This window comes from Arthrobacter sp. KKT183 (assembly GCF_055657625.1).
Genome location: NZ_CM145770.1, coordinates 3,191,377 through 3,214,166, shown reverse-complemented (window position 1 = coordinate 3,214,166; position 22,790 = coordinate 3,191,377). Strand labels below are relative to the sequence as shown.

The window sequence follows — 22,790 nt, the reverse complement described above, 5'->3', positions numbered from 1 at the left end:
TTTAGGCAGCAACTAGGCGACAAAAACTGTTAAAGGAACCGAACATGATCCGGTGTTAGATCCTCTACTCGTGTTACCCCGAGCAGCTGCATGGTGCGCGTGATTTCCTTTGCCAGGATAGTGATGGTGCGGTCTACGCCTGCCCGTCCTCCGGCCATGAGCCCATACAGGTATGCCCTGCCGATCAGGGTGAAGTCCGCACCAAGGGCGAGGGCGGCAACGATGTCGCCGCCGCTCATGATGCCGGTATCGAGCATGATGGACGTCTTGCCTTTCAGTTCGGCGGCGACGTCCGGAAGCAGCCGCAGGGGGATAGGGGCGCGGTCCAGCTGTCGGCCGCCGTGATTGGAGAGCACAATCCCGTCCGCACCGTGGTCCACCACCTTCTTGGCGTCGTCGAGCGTTTGAATGCCCTTGACCACGAGGTTGCCCTTCCACACCTCACGCAGCCAGTCGAGGTCATCAAAGGTCAAAGTGGGATCGAACATGGAGTTGATCAGGTCAGCGACGGTGCCCGAGTAGCGGTTGAGTGAGGCGAACGCGAGTGGCTCGTGTGTCAGGAAATTGAACCACCAGGCCGGCCGATAGGACGCGTCGATGACCGTCTTTACGGTGAGTGCCGGCGGGATGGTCATGCCATTGCGCACATCACGCAGGCGGGCGCCGGCCACCGCAGTATCAACGGTGACCATCAGCGTGTCATTGCCCGCCGCTGCTGCACGTTCGATGAGCTCCATGGAGCGCTCGCGATCCGTCCAGAGGTACAGCTGGAACCAGTTGCGCCCCGACGGCGCTGCCCGCGCTACGTCCTCGATGGATGCAGTTCCCATGGTGGAAAGGGTGTAGGGGATTCCGGCGGCTTCGGCTGCCTGGGAGCCTGCGTATTCTCCCTCCGACTGCATCATGCGGGTGAAGCCGGTGGGTGCGATGCCGAACGGCAGGGCAGACTCCTTGCCCAGGACCGAAACTGAAGTGTCGACCTTCTCGACGTTCCGCAGGATCCCGGGGCGGAACTCGAGGTCAAGGAAAGCTTCGCGCGCCCGCCGCAGGGTGATCTCCGCTTCCGCCGCGCCGTCGGTGTAATCGAAGGGAGCAGTGGGAGTGCGACGCTTGGCGATGGTGCGAAGATCGCCGATCGTGTTTGCACGCCCCAACCGGGCACTTTGGCTGAACTCCGGCTTCTTGAACTGCATCAGAGGGGCCAGGTCAGCAACTTTGGGGATCCGGCGCTTCAGCGCTTCGGGCGTGTAGGACATGGGAAACCTTCGGGTCGGCGTGTGGTCCGACCACACTAGCTCGATGTGGTCTGACCACGCAAGGTAGCCTTATTTGATGCGCACCCACCAGCTTGTTCAGTCATGGCTTGAGGAACAGCTTGCGGCCGGGCGCCTTGCCGTTGGGGACCGGCTGCCCGGTGAGCGCATGGTGGCGGAACAGTTGGGTATCTCGAGGGCGTCGGCCCGCGAGGGGATACGGGTGCTGGAGGCAATGGGGATTGTCCGGGCCGGCGTCGGATCCGGGCCGGGTGCCGGCACGGTGATCACTGCCAATCCCGGTGCCGCACTGGGCGCAGCACTTCGCCTGCACATGGCGACCTCGCACCTGCCGATCGAGGACATCGTCCAGACGCGCCTGCTTCTGGAAACCTGGGCGGCAGCCCATGCCAGGCCCGCAGCGCCCGCAATGGAGAATGCCGCGGCGCTCCTCGAGGCGATGGAGTCTTCAGCTCCGGACGAGAAGGAATTCCTGCGGCTCGATGCGCTTTTTCACGTTGCTCTGGCTGACGCGGCCGGCAACGTGCTGATTGGCGCCATGATGTCTTCGCTCAGGGAATCCATTGAGGGCTACACGCTCCGCCTCACGCGCACCCTGCCTGATTGGGCGGCGACCTCCGCCCGCCTCCGCGCCGAGCATCGCGACATCCACAATGCAATCAGGAACGACGACGGCGCACTCGCTGCGGAGATGGTGGCGAACCATATCGAGGGCTTCTATAAAGAGGCCGGGTTCTCCGGGTCCTGATCCCTGGTCTTCCGCTACTGATCTTCCACTGCGTGGAGTCCACTCCGCCCGCGGACCTGACGCTGCGGTTCCGCCAGTTCCTCAATTGCGGCTTGCAGGTGCGAGCGTAGCTCGGGAGACAACAGTGCCTCATCCGATACCAGCGTGCGCTCGATGTTGCGGCCCTTCTCCAGCGTCGCGAGGCCTTTCTCGGTGATGCGGACTGTCTGGCTGCGACGATCGTCATCCCCGCGGGTACGTTCAATATGCCCCTTGGCCTCAAGCCGATTGAGGGTCTTTCCAATTGTCTGAGCCTGCACATGCACCAGTTCGGCGAGCTGCGCCTGCCGGAGCGGCCCGTAACCCGCCAGTACGGCCAGGGCAGTGAACCCGGCGTGGGTGACGTCCAGTTCAGCCAGGCGTTGGTTCCACGATTGCTCAACGAGCCGCGCTGCTGTCGTGAGAAGCCGGCCTGTCGACCAGGCTGAAAGATCGGGCATGCGCTGTCACCTTCCCTGTCGATTCATTTATCCATCTAATCATCAGCTTACTTATGATTGCTGTGGAATCAACCGTGCAGGGCGGGAAAGGTAGCTGTCAAGCCTCAGGAATTTGAGAGGAGTGCCCTCAGGACAGCTTCGGAAGCGTCAGCCGCGTACCCTGCTGCACCGTCCATGGCGGCCGCAATTGAAGGAGCGGCGTCCGCCAAACTACGAGCCTGCACTACTCCGTGGGCTGCCAGATCGGCGTCGGACAGCGTGATGCGCCCGGCAACAGCAAGCACCGGCAGGCCGAGATCCCGTGCGCGGTCCGCCAACCCGAGCGGAGCCTTTCCGAATTGCGATTGCGCGTCGAGTGAACCTTCACCGGTGAGCACGACATCAGCGTGAGCGAGCTTTTCGTCCAGCCCGGTGAGGCCGGCAACCAGCTCAAAGCCAGGCTCCAGCGAGGCTTTTGTGCAGGCCAGGAAGGCGGCAGGGAACCCACCGGCGGCTCCTGCGCCGGGCTGCTGAACGTCCACCCCCGTGGTGTTTTCCAGAAGGTGTGCCCATCGGGTCAGTGCGGCGTCGAGCTCCGTGCGGAGGCCGGCGTCGGCACCTTTTTGCCCGCCGAACACGTGCGCAGCACCGTCGGGGCCGAAGAGCGGATTCTGTACGTCGACGGCGATCCGCAGCCGGACACGGTGAAGACGGGGATCCAGGCCGGAGAGGTCCAGGGCCGCCGCGCGTGCCAGAGCCAGCCCGCCCAGGGGAAGTTCCCCGCCGTCGTCGTCAAGGATCTTGGCGCCCAGGGCACGCAGGGCGCCCGAGCCGCCGTCGGTCATCGCCGACCCGCCCACGCCCAGCACAATCTCCGTGGCGCCGGCATCGAGAGCAGCAGCCAGCAGCTCACCGCTGCCGTAGCAGTGGGCCGAACCGGCCGTGGCTCCGCTAGGCGTGATGAACTCGAGCCCACTTGCACGGGCCGTCTCGATGACGGCCGTAAAACCGGTGAGCGCCCAGGGGGCGTCCACCCAGCCGGTCAGCGGTCCGCGGACCCTGGTCTGCCGCCTGTCGCCTCCGGCAGCGAGGACGGCCTCGAGGGTTCCCTCACCGCCGTCCGCGATGGGCTGCAGGGTGAGGTGCGCATCCGGCAGTACGCGGCGGACGCCGGCGGCCATCGCTTCGGCGGCTTCGGCTCCGGTCAGCGTGCCCTTGAATTTGTCCGGTGCTATCAGGATTCTCATGGCGCCGGGCTAAGCTCCTGCGGATTCGCGGATGATGACTTCTCCGGGGATCGGTGCCGGAGGCGCCTTGTCAGGATCCAGTGCAAGGTTCGCCGCCTCTTCACCCAGCTGCTCGAGAGGTAGGTGCACGGTGGTCAACGCGGGGAAGTAGTCGCGCAGGGTAGGGATGTCATCGAAGCCGGTCACCAGGGCATCCGCGGGGACCGAAACGCCCAGGGCGCGCAGGCCGGCGATCGCGCCGATTGCCATCACGTCATTCACCGCCAGCAGGCAAACGCCTCGTTCCCCCTTGAGCTCGTCCCAGCAGCGTTGCGCGGCGTCGAAGCCGCCCTCACGGTCGAACCCACTGACGACGACGGCGGCAGGCTCCAGCCCCGCTGCCTTCAGTGCGCGGGTGAAGCCGGAGACGCGGTCCCGTGCGGTATTCAGTTCGGTGGGCCCGGCCAGGATGGCGAACCGCGTAACTCCGAGCGAGACGAGTGAAGCTACGAGGTCCGCCGCGCCGTCGGCATTGCCCACCGGTACGGTCAGTCCGGAGCCGGGGGAGCCGCCGATGGTCACGACGCGCCCGCCGTTCTGCTGGTACCGGGCCAGCTCGTGCTCAAGCTCGGGATCTGCCTGTGCCCGGCGGGAGCCGGCCAGGATGATGGCGTCGGTGCGATGGGAGGCGAAGGCGGCGACGGCGTCGTGCTCCGCGCTTTCCGAAGGATCGGTGCTGGCCAGCAGGACCTGGCGCCGATAGTGCCGCGCCGCGTGCTGGACGCCGCGCGCAATGGAGGAGAAGTAGGGGTCCGAGATGTCGTGCACAACGAGGCCGACCAGGCCGGTGGAGGAGCGGGCGAGGGCCTGCGCCTGCGCGTTGGGCACGTACCCGAGTTCGAGCGCCGCGGCGCGGACGCGTTCGGCGATTTCTTCCGCCGGGCGCCGGGAGGAGCCGTTCAGCACGCGGGATGCCGTGGCCAGGGAAACTCCGGCATGGCTGGCCACACCGGACAGGGTTACAGCGGCCACCGGGCTCCTTCGCGTAGTACATGCTCCCGCTGGGTGTGCGGCAAGCGACCTTCGGTGCGGTCGGAAGCTCACTCAGCGGGGAGGGGTTGACGTGGTCTCGATCACTACCCTATATTGGAAAGCGCTTTCCACCAACATTCTTTCCTCTTCGGGAGTACAACGTGACTGAGACCAAGACCATCCGCATCGCGATGAATGGCATCACCGGCCGGATGGGGTACCGGCAGCACCTGCTGCGCTCGATCCTGCCCATCCGCGAACAGGGTGGCGTCACCCTTGCGGACGGGTCAAGGGTGCAGGTTGAGCCCATCCTCGTAGGACGCAACGAAGCGAAGATCCGCGACCTGGCCCAGCAGCACAAGGTTGAGCACTGGACCACGGACCTGGACGGGATCATTGCGGACCCCACCGTCGACGTCGTCTTCGATGCCTCCATGACCTCGCTGCGCGCCGCGACCCTCAAGAAGGCCATGGCTGCCGGCAAGCACATCTACACCGAGAAGCCCACGGCCGAGACCCTCGCCGAGGCCGTAGAGCTGGCGCAGATCGCCCAGGAAGCCGGGGTTACCGCCGGCGTTGTCCACGACAAGCTGTACCTGCCCGGCCTGGTGAAGCTGCGCCGCCTGGTGGATGAAGGCTTCTTCGGCCGTATCCTGTCCCTGCGCGGCGAGTTCGGCTACTGGGTCTTCGAGGGTGACCACCAGGCGGCCCAGCGCCCCTCGTGGAACTACCGCAAGGAAGACGGCGGCGGCATGACCACGGACATGTTCTGCCACTGGAACTACGTGCTCGAGGGCATCATCGGCAAGGTCAAGACCGTCAACGCCAACACCGTCACCCACATCCCCGCCCGCTGGGATGAGCAGGGCAAGGAATACAAGGCAACCGCCGACGACGCCGCGTACGGAATCTTCGAACTGGAGACACCTGCGGGGGAGCCTGTGCTGGCGCAGATCAACTCCTCCTGGGCTGTCCGCGTCTACCGGGACGAACTGGTTGAGTTCCAGATCGACGGAACCCACGGTTCAGCGGTTGCCGGGCTCAACAAGTGCGTTGCCCAGCAGCGGGCCCACACCCCCAAGCCGGTGTGGAACCCGGATCTTCCCGTCACGGAGTCCTTCCGCGACCAGTGGCAGGAAGTACCCGCGAACGCCGAGCTGGATAACGGCTTCAAGCTGCAGTGGGAAGAGTTCCTCCGCGACGTCTCCGCCGGCCGCGAGCACCGCTTCGGTTTGCTGTCCGCAGCCCGCGGCGTCCAGCTCGCCGAGCTTGGCCTGCAGTCCTCCGCTGAGCGCCGTACTCTTGACATCCCGGAGATCACGCTATGACCTCGCTCTACCTCCCCACTGCGGCCGGTTCGCTGGAGCGCTACGAACTCGCTCCCGCGCGGGAATGGGCCAAGCCAGCGGCGCCGCTCACCGCCCGGCACGCGTACGCGGCTGCACACGTCATCCCTGAGGTCACCGCGGACAACACTCCCGGTGCGCCCGCGGTCCTCGACTGGGACACCACGCTCGCCTACCGCCGGGAACTCTGGTCCTATGGGCTCGGCGTCGCCGACGCCATGGACACCGCGCAGCGGGGCATGGGCCTCGACTGGGCGGCCACGCAGGAACTGATCCGCCGCTCCGGTGCGGAGGCTGCCGGCGTCGTCGGTTCGAATGCGGACGCTACGCGCGGCAAGACCGTCCGGGACCTGCTTGCCTGCGGTGCCGGCACCGATCAGCTGTCCATCGCGGACCTGCCGTCGGGGCGGGCCGGGCTGAACGCCGTCGTCGAGGCCTACCGCGAGCAGATCAAGGTGGTGTCCGACGCCGGCGCGAAGGTCATCCTCATGGCCTCGCGTGCGCTCGCCGCTGTGGCGCAGAGCCCGGCGGATTACCAGTACGTTTACGGGATCCTGCTGGCCGAGGCCGATGAGCCGGTCATCCTGCACTGGCTCGGCACCATGTTCGATCCGGCGCTGGACGGCTACTGGGGCAGCAACGACGTTTCCGCTGCGACCGAGATCTTCCTGGACCTCATCCGCGCGCAGCCCGAGAAGGTGGACGGCGTCAAGGTGTCCCTGCTCGATGCCGCCCACGAGACCGCCCTGCGCGCGGCCCTTCCGGCGAGCGTGCGGCTCTACACGGGCGACGACTTCAACTACCCCGAGCTCATCCACGGCGACGGCACGCATTACTCGGATGCGCTGCTGGGCATCTTCGCGGCGATCTACCCTGCCGCGTCGGCAGCCCTGCAGGCGTACGACGACGGCGATGCGGACCGTGGGCGCGCAATCCTGGACTCGACCCGGGAACTCGGCAAGCAGATCTTCAGTTCGCCGACGTTCTACTACAAGACCGGTGTCGCGTTCCTGTCCTGGGTCAATGGGCATCAGCCCGGATTCCAGATGGTCGGCGGCCTGCACTCCGGGCGCTCAGCGCTCCATCTAGCCGAAACCTTTCGCCTTGCCGACAAGGCCGGGCTGCTCGCTGATCCGGACGTCGCCGCGCACCGCTTCGAGTGGCTGCTCGCGAGCTATGGGGTGGGCGCATGAGCCGCCTCTCGCTGAACACGGCGACCACGAAGAACATCACCCTGGCGGAGGCGGTTGCGTTGTCCGCCGACGCCGGGCTGACGCACATCGGGCTGTGGCGGGACCGCGTGGCGGAAGCCGGGGTGGACAAGGCCGCGCGGCTCGTTTCCGAAGCCGGACTGTCCGTCTCAAGCCTGTGCCGCGGCGGGTTCCTGACCGCCGCGGATGAAGCGGGCCAGGCAGCTGCCCTTGCCGACAACACGCAGGCGATCGTCGAAGCGGCAACGCTGGGCACCCGTGAGCTGATCATGGTGGTGGGTGGACTGCCCGCTGCCGGTTCGCTCGCCGGCGGCACTGCCGTCGACCCTTCGGCGCCCGGCGCAAAGGACGTGGCCGCCGCACGCCGGCGGGTTGCCGACCGCATCGCCGAGCTGGTCCCGGTGGCCCAGGAGCATGACGTCCGCCTGGTTCTCGAGCCGCTGCACCCGATGTATGCGGCGGACCGCGCGGTGCTCTCGACGTTAGGCCAGGCGCTGGATCTGGCAGCCCCGTTCCCGGCGGAGACTGTCGGCGTGGTCGTGGATACTTTCCATGTGTGGTGGGATCCGGCGCTCGAGTCCTCGATCCAGCGTGCCGGGGCCGAGGGACGTCTTGCGTCGTACCAGGTGTGCGACTGGAACCTGCCCATCGCAGCTGATGCGCTGCTTTCCCGCGGGTACATGGGGGACGGCTACATCGACTTCGAGACGATCACCCGCTGGGTTGCCGCGACCGGGTATGCAGGGCCTGTTGAGGTGGAGATCTTCAACCGGGAGATCTGGGATGCGCCGGCCGCTTCAGTGCTGGCGACGGTGAAGGCCCGGTACGAGTCCCTGGTGGAGCCCTACCTCTAGACTGAACGGCCTCGCTGGGGCGGGTTGTCGGCCTCAATGGGGCAAAAGCGCCGGTAACGTGCAGGATCGTGGTGTCGTCACCACGTTCCTGCACCTTTCCGGCGCTTCTGTGTGTCACTAGGCTGGGCGTATGAGTGGAAGCGACGTGCTGGTTGAGGCCTTCGGGCGAATCCCTGACGCGGTGTCCCGGGCGGTGGACGGGCTCGACGCCGGACAACTGGCCTACCGGCCAACGCTTGGCGACAGCTCGGGCTCGCCCGGGAACAGCGTCGCCTGGCTGATCTGGCACCTCACCCGGGTGCAGGACAACCACCTGGCCGACGCCGCTGATCGCGACGAATTGTGGCTCGCCGACGGCTGGGCGGAGAAGTTCGGTCTCAACCTGCCGCGGGAGGACACCGGCTACGGGCACACGTCCGATGACGTGGACAAGGTCCGTGTTGACTCCGCGGAGCTGCTCGTCGAGTACCACCGGGCGGTACACGTTCGCAGCATGAAGTTCGTCGAGGGATTGAGCGAGACGGATCTCGACCGCATCATCGACACTTCGTGGGACCCACCGGTCACCCTTCGAGTGCGGCTGGTCAGCGTCATCGAGGACTGCCTGCAGCACGCGGGCCAGGCGGCGTTCCTGCGCGGCTTGCTTGCCCAAACTGGTCAGTCCTAGTCCCTCCAGCCGCTCCAGTCGCTCCAGCCCTTCAGCCGCTCAACCGGTGCAAAAGTGCCGGGAAGGTGCAGAAACGTAGGGTCGTCCCCACGTTTCTGCAGTTCCCCGGCACTTTTGCGTTCAGCTCCGGTCAGCTCAGCCGGTGGGGGTAACCAGCAGCAACGTCGCGAGCAGTGTCATAGAACCGCCAGTGTCACGGGACCAGCCCCGTCACCCGCAGCGTGATGTTCAGCCGGCCGTCGAGACCCAGTATCGGGTCGGCCGTTCCCGGAAACGTCTTCATCACGCCGTGGTACGCCAGCCGCGACTCGCCGCCAAACACAAACAGGTCACCCGACTCCAGCCGCACGTCGGTCCACGGCTTGTTCCGGTTCTCGGTGTTACCGAACCGGAAGACACAGCTGTCCCCGATGCTCAGTGAGACCACAGGATTAAGGGACTTCTCCTCCTTGTCCTGGTGCATGCCCATTTTCGCCGCGGAATCGTAGAAGTTGATCAGGGCGGCGTCGGGGTTGTAGGCATCATCGCGGGAACCGTACGCCGCTTCGACGGCGTCCCGCCCCAACCCAGCCAACCAGGAAGGAAACGGAGCAACAGGGCCGCCGCCGACGTCGTCGGCTGTTTTGGTGTACCGGTAAGGAACCCAGTGCCAGCCAAGGCAGACCGTCTGAACCGACATCCGGGATCCGTTGGGCATGCGCGTATGCCGCATCGGTACCGGCCCTGCAGCCCAGTCGCGGCATGCCGTCACGAGCTCCCGCTGTCGGTCCAGGCTCAGCCAGTCCGGGACGTGCACGGCACCGGGTGCGACGACGGCGGGATCACGCGGCAAGAGAGTGGCCATGGGAACATTCTGGTCCATTGAGTGTCCGAGCGGCGGGGGATACGCTCGCTTCCACCGGCACGCCAGGAGGAGAAGTCATGCCCAACAGAGAGGCTCGTCGTTCCGCCAGGTCAGGAGGAACGCTCCTCACGCAGGTAGTGCAGCTGCGCAGCAACCGACTGCTCCGCTGCGCGGCGCACCGAAGGGTCAACCTCGGCGTACACCCGGTCGGTGACGGAGCCGACGTCGGCACTCCCAACTGAGAGGCCAAGGGTCAGGAGCGCAGCGCGCACCTGATCAAGCCGCTCCAAACGATGCATCCGGTACGCGCGGACAACGTCTCCGAGGTTCGGGAGCGTCGGTCCGTGCGCCGGCAGGACTGCGGGAGCGCCCAAAGACTCAAGCACGTCCAGGGACCGGAGGTAGTCACCAAGCGTGCCGTCGGGGTAGCTCAGCACGGTGGTACCGCGGCCGAGGATAGTGTCTCCCGTGAGGACGGAGCCGTTGGGGCCGTCGTCGGGCAGGTGGAAGCACCCCGAATCCGCGGTGTGCCCGGGAGTCGCGAGGACGTTGATCCGCACCCCGGCAGCGGAAAGAACCTCGCCGTCAGCCAGTGAGTTTCCGCCGTGACAGTAGGCAGAATCGAAGGCGCGAACCGGCGCCCCGGTCAGCTCATGAAACCGGGCGCTGGCCTCCGTGTGATCCCGGTGATGGTGGGTGATGAGCACCAGCTCCACCGGCCCGCAGGACTGCAGCGCGGCAAGGTGGGCCTCGTCCAGCGGGCCGGGATCGACCACGACCACCCCTCGCGAATCCGGCGCCGAAAGAACGTAGGAGTTGGTGCCGTCCAGGCTCATCGGTCCGGGGTTCGGAGCGAGGCGATACCGTGTGAGCGGTCCGCTGGAGGTCAGCGTGCTGGAGGTGGGCCCGCCGTCGGCTGAGAACACCGGCTACCGGACTGTCTCGCGTACCTCGCCGAACGGCACTTCAGCGGAGACCTCGGCCTGTGTGTCAGGGCCGAGGTCGGTAGTGATCAGGACACCGTGCTCGCCTCCGGCCACGGACTGCTTGAGGACGGGCATGAGCGCAGCGGCCGTGCTGTCGTCGAGTCCTGCGAGGTACGCGCGGTAGGACTCGGGGAGATCTGAGTAATCGGTCATGGTTCCCAAACTACGCCCGCGCACGTCCCGCAACAACCGCCGAACCTCCGCGTCCGGAACCTGATCGAAGCTGCGGTAGGCGCTGCCGACGGCGGGCAGATCAGGCGCAGACCAGAGGTTCACCAGCTCGTCAACCGACGCCTGGATTGTTCCCGCAGCGGAGCCAAGGAAGACGGGTGCAGCGGCGATAATCCGGCCGGCTCCGGCTTTCCGGAGCGCCGCAACCGCGGCGAGCATCGTGGCTCCGGTGGCAACGCCGTCGTCAATGATCACCACCGTTGCCGCGCTGACCTCCAACGGGCCCAGCCCCTCCCGGTACAGCCGTTCGCGACGCACGAGTTCTTCCTGCTCACGCTCTGCAACCCGCGCGAATACCGCGTCGGCATTCCTGACATCGGCCAGAACCTTCGCATTACGGACGGTTTCCATGGCGCCGCCAATCGAGGCCACCGCGCCCATTGCCAGTTCAGGAAATTCAGGGACGCCCACCTTGCGCACCATCACGACGTCGAGGGGCGCCCCAAGCGCCTCTGCCACACACACGGCCACCGGGACACCGCCGCGTGGAAGCGCCAGAACAACAGGGTTCAGCTGTGCCGCGATTGGGTGCACCGCGATCGCGAGTTGCCGGCCCGCATCCGCGCGGTCGGCGTATCTGTGTGGTTCCTCGTGAGCTTGCTTCATCGTGGGCGCCGGTCGTGAGGGGGTCTTTCATTCGAGCTTAGAGGATGATAAACCGGCAGTAGCCTTAGCAATCCAAGTCAGACGAAACCGAAGAGCAGGAATAGCAGGAGAAATAACAGGAGAGAGGTACGTCATGGCAGAGCGGGGAAACACAACCCACGGTCCGCAGGTGGACGACCAGATGAAGCACGAAACCCAGGGTTTGGTGCAGGGCAACCACCCAACCAGGGCAGAGGACTGGCGGGAAACCGAAACCGTGGATGACAGCGACAGCACCGAGGCGGACGATCAGCCCGTCTATGTCTCGCAGGATGATGACCGCAACGCTGATGAGGAGGCGCAGTGACCAATACCCTGCACACGCTTGCAGATGTCTATCGGAAGCCCGGGCCTTGGGTAACCATCTACACGGATGCGAGCACCGGGAATGTCGATTCGCTTCATGCCGACGACGTCCGGCCCGAGAACATCGCCTCGGCACTTGAGGAGGCAGGGGCCACCAAGGATGATCGCAAGGCCGTCGCGGAGGCGCTCCGCCGATCCGCGAAGGGCCTGCCGGATCCCGTGGCGCGGCTGATCGTGGTGGCGAACGGTTCGGTGGAACTGGATGAGTTCCTGCCCGGGCCTCTCGCCCTGCCGGAGTTTACGTCGGTCAACGAGGTGCCGAACCTGTGCCCGCTGCTGTGGCACCGTCCGGACGACTTCGCCTACGTTGTGGCTGAAGTGGGGCGCGACGGCGGTGAGATCCACCTGCGCCGCGCAAACGGACTGCAGGATGACAGCATGACCCACATCGAGGGAGACACGGAGAACCTCAAAAAGGTTCCCAGCGGCGGCTGGTCGCAGGGCCGCTACCAGCACCGCACCGAGAACATCTGGAAGGCAAATGCTGCTGACATCGCCGGGGAAATCGACAAGGTTGTCCGCAGCTGCCGCGCCCGGCTTCTGGTTGTCGCAGGGGACATCCGTGCCCGCAACCTCGTGGCCGAACAGCTCAGCGAGCAGTCCAAGGACATCCTCACCGTCGTCGAAAGCCACAGCCGTACCGAGGGAGCGGACAAGGAAGCGTATGCACAGGAGATCAACAAACGGGTAGCGGAATGCATTGCGCGCCGGCAGGCGCAGCTGCTGGAACGGCTGAACAACCAGAAGGGACGCGCCAACCCTGAGTCAACCGAGGGCATCGGTTCTGTGGTGCACGCGCTGCAACAGGCACAGGTGGACACGCTCTTTCTTGAAAGCCAGGGCCTCAACGGCCACCGGCTGCTGGCCCTTGGATCGGAGCCGTGGACCGCCGAGATCGACGGGGAAACCGCAGGTGCCCCCGTACTCGGGGAGGTGCCGGCGCCATCGTCGTTGTTGCGTGCCGCGGTACTGACCGACGCCGAAGTGGCGCTGTTTCCCTCCGGCGCGCTCGACGGCGGACCGGTGGCGGCGTTGCTGCGCTGGCCAGTCGGGCCAACGGTACCGACAGCCGGCTGATGGCGGACCGGCTGGTAGCTGACGGCGTTGTTGAGCGGTTGGCGGCGTGGGGCGTCGATCGCGTGTTCGGTTACAGCGGTGACGGGATCAACCCGGTGCTCGGCGCGCTTCGGCGCGCCGGGTCACCGGAGTTCATCCAGGCCCGCCACGAGGAGAACGCCGCCTTCATGGCGGTTGGCCATGCCAAGTACACCGGCCGCGTTGGCGTGGTGCTCTCCACGCAGGGCCCGGGAGCCGTGCACCTGCTCAACGGCCTGTACGACGCCCGGATGGACAGCGTGCCCGTGGTTGCATTGGTGGGGCAGCAGAGCCAGACCGTACTGGGTTCTGCGTACCAGCAGGAAATCGACCTGCAGAGCCTGTTCAAGGATGTCGCCTCCGGTTTCCGCCAGCAGGTCAACAGCCCGGACCAGGCGCCCATGGTGATTGACCGCGCGTTCAAGGCAGCGCTCGCAACTCGGTCTCCCGCCGTCGTCATCCTGCCCCACGACGTGCAGCAGGAGCCTGCCCCCGAACTGGAACACGAGCACGGAGTGATCCCCTCCGCTCCGCTGTGGAGCAGTGGGACCGTGATCCCGCAGGAGCAGGACGTGCACGACGCCGCCGCCCTCCTCAACGCGGGACCAAAACTTGCGCTGCTGGTCGGGCAGGGCGCGCGGGGTGCGCAGGCGGAGGTGGCGGCGCTCGCTGAGAAGCTGGGTGCCGCCGTCGTTACCAGCCTGCTCGGCAAACCGTACATCGACGAAACCATGCCGTGGGCGGCGGGCACCATGGGCCATCTGGGGACAAGCGCCAGCGGATGGGCCATGGCCAACTGCGACTCCCTGCTGATCATCGGATCCAACGACCCGTGGACGGAGTTCTACCCGCCGCCGGGAGCCGCCCGTGTGGTGCAGATCGACAGCGACGCCAAGGCCATCGGAAACCGCTACCCCGTGGAGGTCGCGGTGACGGGGGACGCCGCCGAGTCACTCCGGGCGCTGCTGCCGCTTGTCCACGAGCGTCTCGGGTGGCGGGGCGAGGTCGAACGCCACGTCGACGCGTGGCGGACTCTTTCCGAAGCGAGGGCCTTCACCGCTGCCAGCCCCGTGAACCCTGAGCGGGCCATCCGTGAGCTGAACGGGCGGCTCCCCGGGAACGCACAGGTGGCGGTCGACGTCGGCAGTTGCGTCTATTGGTACGCGCGGCAGCTGCACCTGCCGCCGGGAGTGCCGGCACATCTTTCCAGCACGCTCGCGAGCATGGGTTGCGGTCTTCCATACGGCCTGGCGGCAAAGCTCTCTGCGCCGGACCGGCCGCTGGTGGTACTCACCGGCGACGGCGGCTTCCAGATGACCGGGATGGCCGAACTCATCACCGTCAGCCGGCTCTGGAAGTCCTGGACAAACCCGGTCTTTGCCATCTGCATCCTCAACAACCGTGACCTGGCCGAAGTCAGCTGGGAACAGCGGGAAACCGAATCTGAACCGCGCTTCGGGGACAGCCAGGAACTGCCTGACGTGGACTACTCGGGGTACGCAAAGTTGCTCGGCCTGGACGGGGAGCGGGTTGAGTCTGCTGATGGCGTCGGGCCGGCCTGGGACCGCGCGCTTGCCGCTGACCGTCCCTATGTGCTGGATATCCGCACGGACGCCGATGTGCCGCTGCTTCCGCCTTTCCCCGCCGGCCAGGAACTGGCCAAATCAATGGAAGAGGCGCTGGAAACGGAGGGAAACTCCCACGCCCTGGAGTTGCTCCGCGAGTACGTCAGGCTGGAGGCGGAGTCGCAGCCCCGGGACTGAGCTACGCCCGTCGCTCCCGCCGGTAGTTGCGGAACGTCAGCAACAGGCGATGCGCCGTGATGACGAGCGCGAGCCACGCCAGTCCCAGCGTCCACGCCACGGCGACATCGGTGACCCAGTGGTGCCCCAGGTAGACACGCGTGAGTCCCATGATGAAGGCAAAGAGGACGGCGGCAGTAATGGTCAGCGCCCGCGCCCGCTTTGAATGCTGGCGCAGCACCAGCAGGTACGCGGTGATCCCCGAAATGACGACTGCGTTCAGGGTGTGACCGCTGGGGAATGACGGTGACATCTCGAACGGCGGCACCGCGTATTGGAGGTCGGGCCGCAGCCGCCCGATGGCATCCTTGCCGAGGACCGTCATCAGCAGGGAACCTCCCGCGGCGACAACCATGAGTATCAGCGGCGTGACGGACCGGCGGACCAGGGTCAGCGCGAGTACTGCACAGGTAGCAAGGATGGGCATGCCGATCGGTCCGCCCAGATGGGTGAACGCTGTGGCCGCACCATTGAGCCAGGGCTCGCGCAGCTCAAGCGCGGCGTTGAGTGCAGGCCGGTCCAGGGCGGCGATCCCGTCCTCCTCCGCCACCGCCTCGTAAACTTCCGCGGACGCAACCGTGAGGGACACAGCAGCGCCGATGCCCACCACGAGCAGCAGCAACAGCGCCCAGCGCGGCCCGATCCACTGCGCCACACTCCGGACGCACGTGACGAGGAACCGGCCGAGCGGGGTAGTCCACCGGGTAAGGTCTCGCGTGCCGACGTGATGGTCTTCGTTCTCCGGGTCCTGGAATGACATCCTTCGAGGTTAGCAACGCGGCCCGAACCCTGCAGGGCTGCGAACGCGCCGGGCGTAGGCTGGCCACCATGTACACACCGGTCCAGAACCTGCTGCGCGGACTGCCCGTCTTCCCCACAGACATGGCCTCATTCGACACTGCTGCCGCCCCGAATTCTCCGCTGGACCTGTTCACCGACTGGCTCAGCGCCGCGATCGACGGCGGAGTCCCAGCTCCGCACGCAGTCACCGTTTCAACGACCGACGACGACGGCCATCCCGCCGCCCGCGTTGTCATCCTCAAGGACCTCGACCAGCGCGGCTTTTCCTTCGCGACCAGCAGCGAAAGCCCGAAAGGCCGACAACTGCGGAATACACCGCATGCCGCCCTGACTTTCTTCTGGCAGTCAGTCGGCAGGCAGGTCCGCGTCAGTGGCACCGTGACGCCAGGAACGGCGGCAGAGAACGACGCCGACTTCCGCCGTCGTCATCCCAGCGCACGTGCCCTGGTGCTCGCCGGCGAGCAAAGCGCAACTATCCGGCCCTCAGAGTCCGTGAGCGCCGCCGTCGAACGCGAACTGGAAGGGATCGAGGACAAGGGCTCTGCGACGTGGACTGTCTACACGGTGGCACCTGAGCGGGTGGAGTTTTGGCAGGCGGACCCGGAGCGACGCCATACCCGCCTGCTCTACGTGCGCAGCGGCGAGGGCTGGCGGCGCGAGCTCCTCTGGCCCTGAAGTTTTGTGCACCTCCGGTGACTCCACTTCGACGGAAGTCACCGGAGGTGCACAAAACTTCCGGTTGAACGCTAGTGGCCGAAGGAGTCGGAGTCCGTGATGTCGCCCTCGCCGGTGTCCAGAGCCGAGAGGAACTCGACTTCGTCCTGGGTGAGTTCGAACCCGAACAGGTTGATGTTCTGCTTGATGCGCAGTGGATTGGCGGACTTCGGGATGGCCACCAGTCCCAGCTGAATGTGCCAGCGCAGCACAATCTGCGCCGGAGTCATGCCGTACTTGTCCGCAAGCTGATCCACGGCGGTACTCTGCAGCAGGTCACTGCCCTTGCCCAATGGGCTCCATGACTCGGTCACGATCCCGTGCTTGGAGTGGAAGTGCCGTGAGTCCGGCCGCGTGTGGCGCGGGTCGAGCTGGATCTGGTTGACCTCCGGAACGAGACCCGCGTCGAGGACCCGCTCGAGATGGGCGGGCTTGAAGTTGGAGACGCCGAAGGCCCGGATCAGGCCTTCCTCCCGCAACCCGGCGAGTCCTTTGACCGCGTCCACGTAGCGGTCCTGCTCCGGGTTGGGCCAGTGCACCAGCAGCAGGTCGATGTAATCGACGCCCAGCCGGGCCGCACTCTGCTCGAAGGCTTTCCGGACGCCGTCCACGCCGTGCCACTGCTTGTTGAATTTGGTAGTGATGAAGACCTGGTCCCGCTCAATCCCGGACCGCCGGATTCCTTCCCCGACCCCGGCCTCGTTGCCGTAGTTCTCCGCGGTGTCGAAGAGGCGATACCCGACGGACACTGCATGCTCGACGGCGGTGGCCGCCTCCTCATCATCAAGCGGCCAGGTGCCGAGACCGAGCACCGGAATGGATGCACCGCTGAGGAGCTCTATGGTTGGTGCCGCTGCGTCAGTCATGTTCTCCTCGTATCGTTCGGGTGTGCAACTTCTTCCCAGCTTTCTAGCTGGGACCATGATGCGTCAATCCGGCGACCGATTATGGCCGGAAGAAACGGTGGTGCCGGAAGGAACCTGAGGGCAGACTGGGACCGTGAGTCAAGGCCACAGCCCCTGGGTGCTGCACGTCGATCTGGACCAGTTCATTGCCGCCGTCGAAGTGTTGCGGCGGCCCGAGCTGGCGGGCAAACCGGTGATCGTGGGCGGCCGCGGAGATCCGACCGAGCGGGCCGTGGTCTCCACCGCGTCCTACGAGGCCCGTGCGTTCGGAGTGGGGTCCGGCATGCCCCTGCGCATCGCAGCCCGGAAAGTGCCCGACGCCGTGATTCTGCCAGTGGACTCCGAGGCGTATCTGGCCGCTTCCGACACCGTTATCGCGGCGCTGCGGGCCCAACCGGAGGCCACCGTTCAGGTGTTGGGGTGGGACGAAGCCTTCGTCGGTGTGACAACCGATGAACCCGAAACCTACGCGCGGCGGGTGCAGCAGGCGGTGCTGGACGCTTCGAAGCTGCACTGCAGCGTGGGGGTCGGAGACACTCTGGTGCGGGCTAAGGTTGCTACCGGTTTCGCCAAACCCGCCGGCGTCTTCCGTCTCACGAAGGAGAACTGGCTGGAGGTGATGGGTAGCCGGCCAACCATTGACCTGTGGGGCGTGGGACCGAAAGTATCCCGCCGCCTCGCGACGCTCAACATCACAACGGTTGCTGAGCTCGCCGCCTCCAATCCGGGTGACCTCGTTCCTGAGTTCGGCCCGAAGATGGGTCCCTGGTACGCGCAGCTGGGACGCGGGGACGGCGAGCGGGTGGTTGATGACACCCCGTGGGTTGCCCGTGGGCACAGCAGGGAAACGACCTACCAACAGGATCTGACCGAGCCTGCACAGGTGGATGACGCCGTACGGGAACTCGTGGCCCATGTGCTTGAGGATGTCATCGCCGAGGGCCGGCCGGTGATCAGGCTGACCCTCAAGGTGCGGTACGCGCCCTTTTTCACCAAGACGTACGCCAAGCGGATCCACGAGACGTTCGATCGCGATCTGGTGCTTGCCGGCGCGTTCGACCTCGTTGCGAAGATCGAGCCCGCTCGGCCGATCCGGTTACTTGGTTTCCGGGCCGAAATGTCCATGCCGGAGGAAGCCCGGGAGGGACATACGCCAACGCGCAGCGGTTGGTGAGTGCGCCGCCGTCGTGCGCTTGACCTGGAGCCTGCTCCTTCAACAGCAGCGGCTCCCCGGAAGCGGAAGCAACCGGGGAGCCGCTGGTCATGCGATCGAGCGAAGGTAACTAGGAAACCGTGACCGGTTCCTTGCGCTCGGAGACGCCGCGTACCGCTGCGTCGAACTCGGCTTCGATCTCCGCGTTCGGCTTCCAGGTCAGGCGGCTGATTACGACGGCGACAATCAGGTTGGCGAAGAACGCCGGCACGATCTCATACATCGTGGCCGCCAGCGGGGAATTGCCCCAGGCGAAGACGACGACGGCGCCGACGATCATCCCGGACAGCGCGCCCGGCATGGTTAGCTTCCGCCAGAAGAGCGAGAGCAGCACGGTGGGGCCGAAGGACGCACCGAAGCCTGCCCAGGCGAAGGCGACGAGCGCGAGGATCGATTCGTTGCGGCCCGAGGCGAGGACGATCGCGACGATCGCGACCACCAGCACGCCGAGACGGCCGAGGATGACCCCCTGCTTGGCGGTCAGGTTCCGCTTCGAGACCATGTTGTAGAGGTCCTCAACGAGCGCGGAAGAGCACACGACGAGCTGCGAGGAGATGGTGCTCATGATCGCTGCGAGGACGGCCGCGAGGACAATGCCTGCCACGAAGGGGTGGAAGAACGCCTGCGACAGCGCCAGGAACACGGCCTCGGGGTCCTCGAGCGTCAGCTGCGGGTTCTGCTCGAAGTACGCGATGCCCACAAGGGCGGTGGCAACGGCGCCGAGAACGGTGAGGATCATCCAGCTGATGCCGATCCGGCGGCCGGCCGTGGCATCCTGCGGGGAACGCAGCGCCATGAAGCGGACGATGATGTGCGGCTGGCCGAAGTAGCCAAGGCCCCACGCTGCGGCGGAGATGATGGCGAGGATGGACCCGCCGGCTACGAACTCGAGCATCGACGGATCGATGGCGCGGATGGAGTCGGTCATGCCGGTGAATCCGCCAACCTGAACGAACCCGATAATCGGAACGACGATCAGCGCAATGAGCATGAGGATTCCCTGCGCCACGTCAGTGAAGGTGGCTCCCATGAATCCGCCGAACAGCGTGTAGGAGATGGTGACCGCTGCAACCAGGATCATGCCGAGGGTGTAACTGGAGTTGAAGGAGGACTCGAAGAAGACACCGCCTGCAACCATGCCCGAGGACACGTAGAACGTGAAGAACACCAGAATGATGACGCCGGAGACAACGCGGAGAACGCGTGAGCGGTCCTTAAGCCGGTTTTCCAGGAAGCTCGGCACGGTGATCGAGTTGTTGGACACCTCGGTATAGCTGCGCAGCCGCGGAGCCACGAACTTCCAGTTCAGCCAGGCTCCGATGGTCAGGCCAATGGCAATCCAGACCTCAATCAGGCCTGACAGATAGATAGCGCCCGGCAGTCCGAGCAGCAGCCACCCCGACATATCGGAGGCGCCGGCGCTGAGCGCAGCTACCCCGGGCTTGAGGCCGCGGCCGGCGAGCATGTAATCATCGAGATCGGACGTTTTCCGGTACGCGTACCAGCCGATTCCCAGCATGGCGGCCATGTAGAGCGCCATGGCAAGGTATTGGAAGGTCTGGTCAGTCATGGGTTCCTTTCACAGAATTCTTGGAACTGGCTGAGTGCAGCCGCCCACTATTCCAAGCCAGCACCCAGTTTGGCTAATAAAGTGACCTGGTTCACCGTGATTTCTGCACAAAAAAGAGAAGTTACCCGCGGGTAATATAGGACAATGCACCTGTTATTTCGGACCCTCTGGCTTCTGTTTGCCTCACGCCGCCGGGCGAAGGTGAGCATCTGGGATTCAACCTCCCTCCCGCAACGCGTTCAATTGACGGACATCGACATTGCGATGCACGTGAACAACGGCATGTACCTCTCCCTGATGGACCTGGGCAGGTTCGACCTCATGATCAGAAGTGGCATCTGGAAGCTCATGCGCCGTAAGGGCTGGACGCCCGTGGTCAACGCCGAGACAATCACTTTTCGGAAGTCACTCCAGCTCGGTCAGCGCTACACCATCGAGACGCGGATCATGGGCTTCGATGAGCGCGCCATCTACTTTGAGCAGCGCATGGTGCATGGCGGCGAGATCTACGCCCGCGCGTACATTGCCACCCGCCTGCTCAGCTCAAAAGGACCGGTGTCGAATGCCGAAATCTTCGAAGCGATGGGCAATCCGCCGGCGGACATGGCGCTTCCGGAGTGGATTCATGAGTGGCGCATCAATACCGCGCTCCCCAGCACCCGGCGTCCTGCCCTCCACGACTGGGTTCGGTAATTTTCAGCGGTAGTTCCGGTGCAGATTTTCTCCGCCGGCTGTGCCCACCGGGTGATCGGCAATCCAGGGGCCGGTTCCTTCGGACTGGTCAAGGACGCCCTCTTCAAGCCACGTATGGCGGCCATCGAGCACCTTCCCCGCGAGGCGCGTGTCCGCGTTGTCAGTGTTCCTCCACAGGTCGGTGAAAAGCTGCTCGATCCGCATCCGAGCTTGCCGACAGAACACCTCGGCAAGCTCGCCTGCCTCCCGCCGGCCCTCCCCCTCAAGGTGCTTGGCATGGGAGCACGTAGCCGCCATCGCAAACAGTTCCGCTCCAATGTCCACAATCCTTCCGAGGAACACCTGCCGGTGCTCAAGCTTCGCCTGCCACCGCGCCATGCCGAGGAAGGTGTGGCGGGCAAGGCGCCGGGATGACCGCTCAACGTAACGCACATGCCCGGCGAGCCGTCCGAAATCGGAGTAGGAGCGCGGCGACAAGCCGGGCCCGGCAAGAAGGCGCGGGAGCCACCCCGCGTAGAAACTGCTGGCGCCCGCCGCCGCCTTCGCCTTCGCTTTGAGGTCAGCGTCCGACGACGCCAGGTCACCTGCCGCCGCAAGGTGCGCGTCGACTGCCTCACGGGCGATGAGCAAGTGCATGATCTCCGAGGAACCTTCGAAGATCCGGTTGATGCGCAAGTCCCGCAGCTGCTGTTCCACCGGGACGGCCCGTTCCCCGCGCGCCTTGAGGGAAGCTGCGCTCTCATAACCTCGACCGCCGCGGATCTGCATCAGTTCATCAGCGATCCGGTAGGCCATTTCGCTGGACCACAGTTTCGCCAAGGCAGCTTCAATACGAACATCTTTCTGCCCGGAATCAGCAAGTGCCGCGGAGAGTTCGAAGACGGACTCGAGGGCGAAAGCGGTTGCCGCGATGAAGGAAATCTTCTGTGCGACTGCCTCGTGCCTGCCGATGGGCCGGCCCCACTGGACGCGTTCGCTTGACCATTCACGCGCAATCTTCAGCGACCACTTGCCTGCGGCCGCGCAATTAGCGGGGATGGAGAGCCGCCCGGTGTTCAGGGTGGTGAGCGCAATCTTGAGTCCCTGGCCTTCCCTGCCCAGCCGGTTCCCGATTGGAATTTTGACGTTCTCGAACCGGGTAACACCGTTCTCTATGCCGCGCAGGCCCATGAAGGCATTCCGATGCGTCACCGTGATCCCCGGAGCATCCGCCTCCACGACGAAAGCGGAGATGCCTCCCCGACCGCCGCTGTGCGGAGGCACTTTCGCCATCACCACGATCAGCTCGGCAATCACTCCGTTGGTGGTCCAGAGTTTGCTGCCGTTGAGAACGTAGGTGCCGTCGTCGTCGTTACGGGTTGCTGTTGCGTTCATGCGGGCGGGGTCGGATCCGACGTCCGGCTCCGTGAGCAGGAAGGCCGAAATTGCGCCGGATGCGCAGCGGGGGAGGTACTCCTGCTTTTGCTCGTCGGTGCCGAACATACGCACGGGTTCAGGCACTCCGATGGACTGGTGTGCTGAGACCAGCGCACCGAGGCTGGGGTGAACGGAGGTGAGCAGCATCAGTGCGCGCCCGTAGTAGGCCAGTGACAGGCCCAGACCACCGTATTCCTTGGGAATTTTGATGCCGAAAACGCCGAGTCCGGCGAGGTCCCGAAGGTACTCGTCCGGGATTCGCGAGTCCCCCTCGATTCGCTGACCGTCCATCGTGGACAGCAGCGAGGTGAGCTGCGCGAGGAAGTCCCCGCCGTCGTCGTCGGCATGTGAAGAAGCATGTGAAGAAGAGGGGTGCGGGTGTATGAGGGAGATGTCGCAGCGGCCCAGATAAAGGCCTTTTGCAAAGCTGGGCCGGTTCCATTCCGTTTCCCGGGCGGATTCTGCCACCTCCCGGGACGTGCGCTCGTTGACGTTGTCCTGAAGTGCTTCGGCGCTCATGGCAGCCCCCTTCAACGGCAGGCTCCGCCAGCCGGAACCCGGCCATGGGTAAATGCTACTCCCCAGTAGGAAAACGGAATCCTACCGTCACAATCCGAGTTAAAAGAACGGTCCTTATCATTTCCCAAGGAATGTCCAAGGAGCACGACGCAACCTATCTGAACCGAGCCGGTA

The 22,790-nt window shown here is 65.3% G+C and carries 22 protein-coding genes; 11 read left to right on the top strand and 11 right to left on the bottom strand.

What is annotated here, in order from left to right; genetic code table 11:
* Window positions 1-29: 29 nt before the first annotated feature.
* Window positions 30-1,256, bottom strand: a complete 1,227-nt coding sequence (locus tag ACZ2GY_RS15180) for an alpha-hydroxy acid oxidase (protein WP_277358925.1) — start codon at window positions 1,254-1,256, stop codon at window positions 30-32.
* Between the two features lie 76 nt (window positions 1,257-1,332).
* Here ACZ2GY_RS15180 and ACZ2GY_RS15175 point away from each other — a divergent pair, with 76 nt between their 5' ends.
* Complete coding sequence (locus ACZ2GY_RS15175) at window positions 1,333-2,022, top strand: FadR/GntR family transcriptional regulator (protein WP_277358926.1); 690 nt, start codon at window positions 1,333-1,335, stop codon at window positions 2,020-2,022.
* 14 nt (window positions 2,023-2,036) lie between these two features.
* Here the strand turns inward: ACZ2GY_RS15175 and ACZ2GY_RS15170 are convergent, their stop codons facing one another.
* From ACZ2GY_RS15170 to ACZ2GY_RS15160, 3 genes are all read right to left on the bottom strand, one after another.
* Window positions 2,037-2,501, bottom strand: coding sequence for a MarR family winged helix-turn-helix transcriptional regulator (locus tag ACZ2GY_RS15170; RefSeq protein ID WP_346027546.1), 465 nt, complete (start codon window positions 2,499-2,501; stop codon window positions 2,037-2,039).
* A gap of 104 nt (window positions 2,502-2,605) precedes the next feature.
* Window positions 2,606-3,727: a glycerate kinase gene (locus ACZ2GY_RS15165; protein WP_471672335.1), complete on the bottom strand. Its 1,122-nt coding sequence runs from the start codon at window positions 3,725-3,727 to the stop codon at window positions 2,606-2,608.
* A gap of 9 nt (window positions 3,728-3,736) precedes the next feature.
* On the bottom strand, window positions 3,737-4,738 hold the full coding sequence (locus ACZ2GY_RS15160; RefSeq protein ID WP_277359928.1) for a LacI family DNA-binding transcriptional regulator: 1,002 nt from the start codon (window positions 4,736-4,738) through the stop codon (window positions 3,737-3,739).
* Window positions 4,739-4,929: 191 nt separating this feature from the next.
* Here ACZ2GY_RS15160 and ACZ2GY_RS15155 point away from each other — a divergent pair, with 191 nt between their 5' ends.
* The 4 genes from ACZ2GY_RS15155 to ACZ2GY_RS15140 all read left to right on the top strand — a co-directional run bounded on the left by ACZ2GY_RS15155 (window position 4,930) and on the right by ACZ2GY_RS15140 (window position 8,816).
* Window positions 4,930-6,066, top strand: coding sequence for a Gfo/Idh/MocA family protein (locus tag ACZ2GY_RS15155; RefSeq protein WP_277359930.1), 1,137 nt, complete (start codon window positions 4,930-4,932; stop codon window positions 6,064-6,066).
* On the top strand, window positions 6,063-7,277 hold the full coding sequence (locus ACZ2GY_RS15150) for a dihydrodipicolinate synthase family protein (RefSeq protein WP_471672334.1): 1,215 nt from the start codon (window positions 6,063-6,065) through the stop codon (window positions 7,275-7,277). The genes ACZ2GY_RS15155 and ACZ2GY_RS15150 overlap by 4 nt, the downstream gene beginning before the upstream one ends.
* Window positions 7,274-8,149, top strand: coding sequence for a sugar phosphate isomerase/epimerase family protein (locus tag ACZ2GY_RS15145; RefSeq protein WP_346027542.1), 876 nt, complete (start codon window positions 7,274-7,276; stop codon window positions 8,147-8,149). Before ACZ2GY_RS15150 ends, ACZ2GY_RS15145 begins: the two co-directional genes overlap by 4 nt.
* A gap of 130 nt (window positions 8,150-8,279) precedes the next feature.
* On the top strand, window positions 8,280-8,816 hold the full coding sequence (locus ACZ2GY_RS15140; RefSeq protein WP_471672333.1) for a mycothiol transferase: 537 nt from the start codon (window positions 8,280-8,282) through the stop codon (window positions 8,814-8,816).
* A gap of 193 nt (window positions 8,817-9,009) precedes the next feature.
* Here the strand turns inward: ACZ2GY_RS15140 and ACZ2GY_RS15135 are convergent, their stop codons facing one another.
* The 3 genes from ACZ2GY_RS15135 to ACZ2GY_RS15125 form a co-directional block, all read right to left on the bottom strand.
* Window positions 9,010-9,660, bottom strand: a complete 651-nt coding sequence (locus tag ACZ2GY_RS15135; protein ID WP_471672332.1) for an alpha-ketoglutarate-dependent dioxygenase AlkB family protein — start codon at window positions 9,658-9,660, stop codon at window positions 9,010-9,012.
* A 110-nt stretch (window positions 9,661-9,770) separates the two neighbouring features.
* Complete coding sequence (locus ACZ2GY_RS15130; protein ID WP_471672331.1) at window positions 9,771-10,586, bottom strand: MBL fold metallo-hydrolase; 816 nt, start codon at window positions 10,584-10,586, stop codon at window positions 9,771-9,773.
* Window positions 10,587-10,589: 3 nt separating this feature from the next.
* Entirely contained in the window at window positions 10,590-11,483 is an 894-nt protein-coding gene (locus ACZ2GY_RS15125) for a phosphoribosyltransferase (protein ID WP_471672330.1), read from the bottom strand.
* A gap of 133 nt (window positions 11,484-11,616) precedes the next feature.
* On the opposite strand from ACZ2GY_RS15125, the gene ACZ2GY_RS15120 reads away from it, so the two are divergent.
* From ACZ2GY_RS15120 to ACZ2GY_RS15110, 3 genes are read left to right on the top strand one after another with little or no spacing between them, the layout of a single operon-like run.
* The gene (locus tag ACZ2GY_RS15120; protein ID WP_277359882.1) at window positions 11,617-11,829 is read left to right on the top strand and encodes a hypothetical protein; all 213 of its coding nucleotides are present in this window, start codon (window positions 11,617-11,619) and stop codon (window positions 11,827-11,829) included.
* Window positions 11,826-12,965: a baeRF2 domain-containing protein gene (locus ACZ2GY_RS15115; RefSeq protein ID WP_471672329.1), complete on the top strand. Its 1,140-nt coding sequence runs from the start codon at window positions 11,826-11,828 to the stop codon at window positions 12,963-12,965. The genes ACZ2GY_RS15120 and ACZ2GY_RS15115 overlap by 4 nt, the downstream gene beginning before the upstream one ends.
* Window positions 12,965-14,746 carry a thiamine pyrophosphate-requiring protein gene (locus tag ACZ2GY_RS15110; RefSeq protein ID WP_471672328.1) on the top strand — a complete coding sequence of 594 codons (1,782 nt, stop codon included), beginning with the start codon at window positions 12,965-12,967 and terminating at the stop codon, window positions 14,744-14,746. Before ACZ2GY_RS15115 ends, ACZ2GY_RS15110 begins: the two co-directional genes overlap by 1 nt.
* Window position 14,747: 1 nt before the next feature.
* On the opposite strand, the gene ACZ2GY_RS15105 is transcribed toward ACZ2GY_RS15110, so the two are convergent.
* Window positions 14,748-15,545 (bottom strand): phosphatase PAP2 family protein, encoded by a 798-nt coding sequence (locus ACZ2GY_RS15105; protein WP_471672327.1) that lies wholly within the window; start codon window positions 15,543-15,545, stop codon window positions 14,748-14,750.
* A 68-nt stretch (window positions 15,546-15,613) separates the two neighbouring features.
* Here ACZ2GY_RS15105 and ACZ2GY_RS15100 point away from each other — a divergent pair, with 68 nt between their 5' ends.
* Window positions 15,614-16,261 (top strand): pyridoxine/pyridoxamine 5'-phosphate oxidase, encoded by a 648-nt coding sequence (locus ACZ2GY_RS15100; protein WP_471672326.1) that lies wholly within the window; start codon window positions 15,614-15,616, stop codon window positions 16,259-16,261.
* Between the two features lie 71 nt (window positions 16,262-16,332).
* On the opposite strand, the gene ACZ2GY_RS15095 is transcribed toward ACZ2GY_RS15100, so the two are convergent.
* Complete coding sequence (locus ACZ2GY_RS15095) at window positions 16,333-17,166, bottom strand: aldo/keto reductase (protein WP_346027534.1); 834 nt, start codon at window positions 17,164-17,166, stop codon at window positions 16,333-16,335.
* Window positions 17,167-17,299: 133 nt separating this feature from the next.
* Here ACZ2GY_RS15095 and ACZ2GY_RS15090 point away from each other — a divergent pair, with 133 nt between their 5' ends.
* Window positions 17,300-18,379 (top strand): DNA polymerase IV, encoded by a 1,080-nt coding sequence (locus ACZ2GY_RS15090; protein WP_471672325.1) that lies wholly within the window; start codon window positions 17,300-17,302, stop codon window positions 18,377-18,379.
* Window positions 18,380-18,488: 109 nt separating this feature from the next.
* Here ACZ2GY_RS15090 and putP read toward each other — a convergent pair whose 3' ends face one another.
* A complete protein-coding gene (putP, locus tag ACZ2GY_RS15085) occupies window positions 18,489-19,988 on the bottom strand; it encodes a sodium/proline symporter PutP (RefSeq protein ID WP_471672323.1) in 1,500 nt (499 codons plus the stop codon).
* Between the two features lie 144 nt (window positions 19,989-20,132).
* Between putP and ACZ2GY_RS15080 the strand changes: the two genes are divergently transcribed.
* Entirely contained in the window at window positions 20,133-20,681 is a 549-nt protein-coding gene (locus tag ACZ2GY_RS15080; RefSeq protein WP_277358684.1) for an acyl-CoA thioesterase, read from the top strand.
* Window positions 20,682-20,684: 3 nt separating this feature from the next.
* Here ACZ2GY_RS15080 and ACZ2GY_RS15075 read toward each other — a convergent pair whose 3' ends face one another.
* On the bottom strand, window positions 20,685-22,616 hold the full coding sequence (locus ACZ2GY_RS15075; RefSeq protein WP_471672322.1) for an acyl-CoA dehydrogenase family protein: 1,932 nt from the start codon (window positions 22,614-22,616) through the stop codon (window positions 20,685-20,687).
* Between the last annotated feature and the right edge of the window lie 174 nt (window positions 22,617-22,790).

Excerpts from the sequence above, each read along its gene's own strand:
- ACZ2GY_RS15105 (WP_471672327.1), bottom strand. The coding sequence starts at position 15,545 with ATGTCATTCCAGGACCCGGAGAACGAAGACCATCACGTCGGCACGCGA.
- ACZ2GY_RS15135 (WP_471672332.1), bottom strand. The coding sequence starts at position 9,660 with ATGGCCACTCTCTTGCCGCGTGATCCCGCCGTCGTCGCACCCGGTGCC.
- ACZ2GY_RS15120 (WP_277359882.1), top strand. The coding sequence starts at position 11,617 with ATGGCAGAGCGGGGAAACACAACCCACGGTCCGCAGGTGGACGACCAG.
- ACZ2GY_RS15100 (WP_471672326.1), top strand. The coding sequence starts at position 15,614 with ATGTACACACCGGTCCAGAACCTGCTGCGCGGACTGCCCGTCTTCCCC.
- ACZ2GY_RS15140 (WP_471672333.1), top strand. The coding sequence starts at position 8,280 with ATGAGTGGAAGCGACGTGCTGGTTGAGGCCTTCGGGCGAATCCCTGAC.
- ACZ2GY_RS15170 (WP_346027546.1), bottom strand. The coding sequence starts at position 2,501 with ATGCCCGATCTTTCAGCCTGGTCGACAGGCCGGCTTCTCACGACAGCA.
- ACZ2GY_RS15110 (WP_471672328.1), top strand. The coding sequence starts at position 12,965 with ATGGCGGACCGGCTGGTAGCTGACGGCGTTGTTGAGCGGTTGGCGGCG.
- ACZ2GY_RS15175 (WP_277358926.1), top strand. The coding sequence starts at position 1,333 with ATGCGCACCCACCAGCTTGTTCAGTCATGGCTTGAGGAACAGCTTGCG.
- ACZ2GY_RS15145 (WP_346027542.1), top strand. The coding sequence starts at position 7,274 with ATGAGCCGCCTCTCGCTGAACACGGCGACCACGAAGAACATCACCCTG.
- ACZ2GY_RS15150 (WP_471672334.1), top strand. The coding sequence starts at position 6,063 with ATGACCTCGCTCTACCTCCCCACTGCGGCCGGTTCGCTGGAGCGCTAC.
- ACZ2GY_RS15125 (WP_471672330.1), bottom strand. The coding sequence starts at position 11,483 with ATGAAGCAAGCTCACGAGGAACCACACAGATACGCCGACCGCGCGGAT.
- ACZ2GY_RS15080 (WP_277358684.1), top strand. The coding sequence starts at position 20,133 with ATGCACCTGTTATTTCGGACCCTCTGGCTTCTGTTTGCCTCACGCCGC.
- ACZ2GY_RS15165 (WP_471672335.1), bottom strand. The coding sequence starts at position 3,727 with ATGAGAATCCTGATAGCACCGGACAAATTCAAGGGCACGCTGACCGGA.
- putP (WP_471672323.1), bottom strand. The coding sequence starts at position 19,988 with ATGACTGACCAGACCTTCCAATACCTTGCCATGGCGCTCTACATGGCC.
- ACZ2GY_RS15180 (WP_277358925.1), bottom strand. The coding sequence starts at position 1,256 with ATGTCCTACACGCCCGAAGCGCTGAAGCGCCGGATCCCCAAAGTTGCT.
- ACZ2GY_RS15095 (WP_346027534.1), bottom strand. The coding sequence starts at position 17,166 with ATGACTGACGCAGCGGCACCAACCATAGAGCTCCTCAGCGGTGCATCC.
- ACZ2GY_RS15155 (WP_277359930.1), top strand. The coding sequence starts at position 4,930 with ATGAATGGCATCACCGGCCGGATGGGGTACCGGCAGCACCTGCTGCGC.
- ACZ2GY_RS15075 (WP_471672322.1), bottom strand. The coding sequence starts at position 22,616 with ATGAGCGCCGAAGCACTTCAGGACAACGTCAACGAGCGCACGTCCCGG.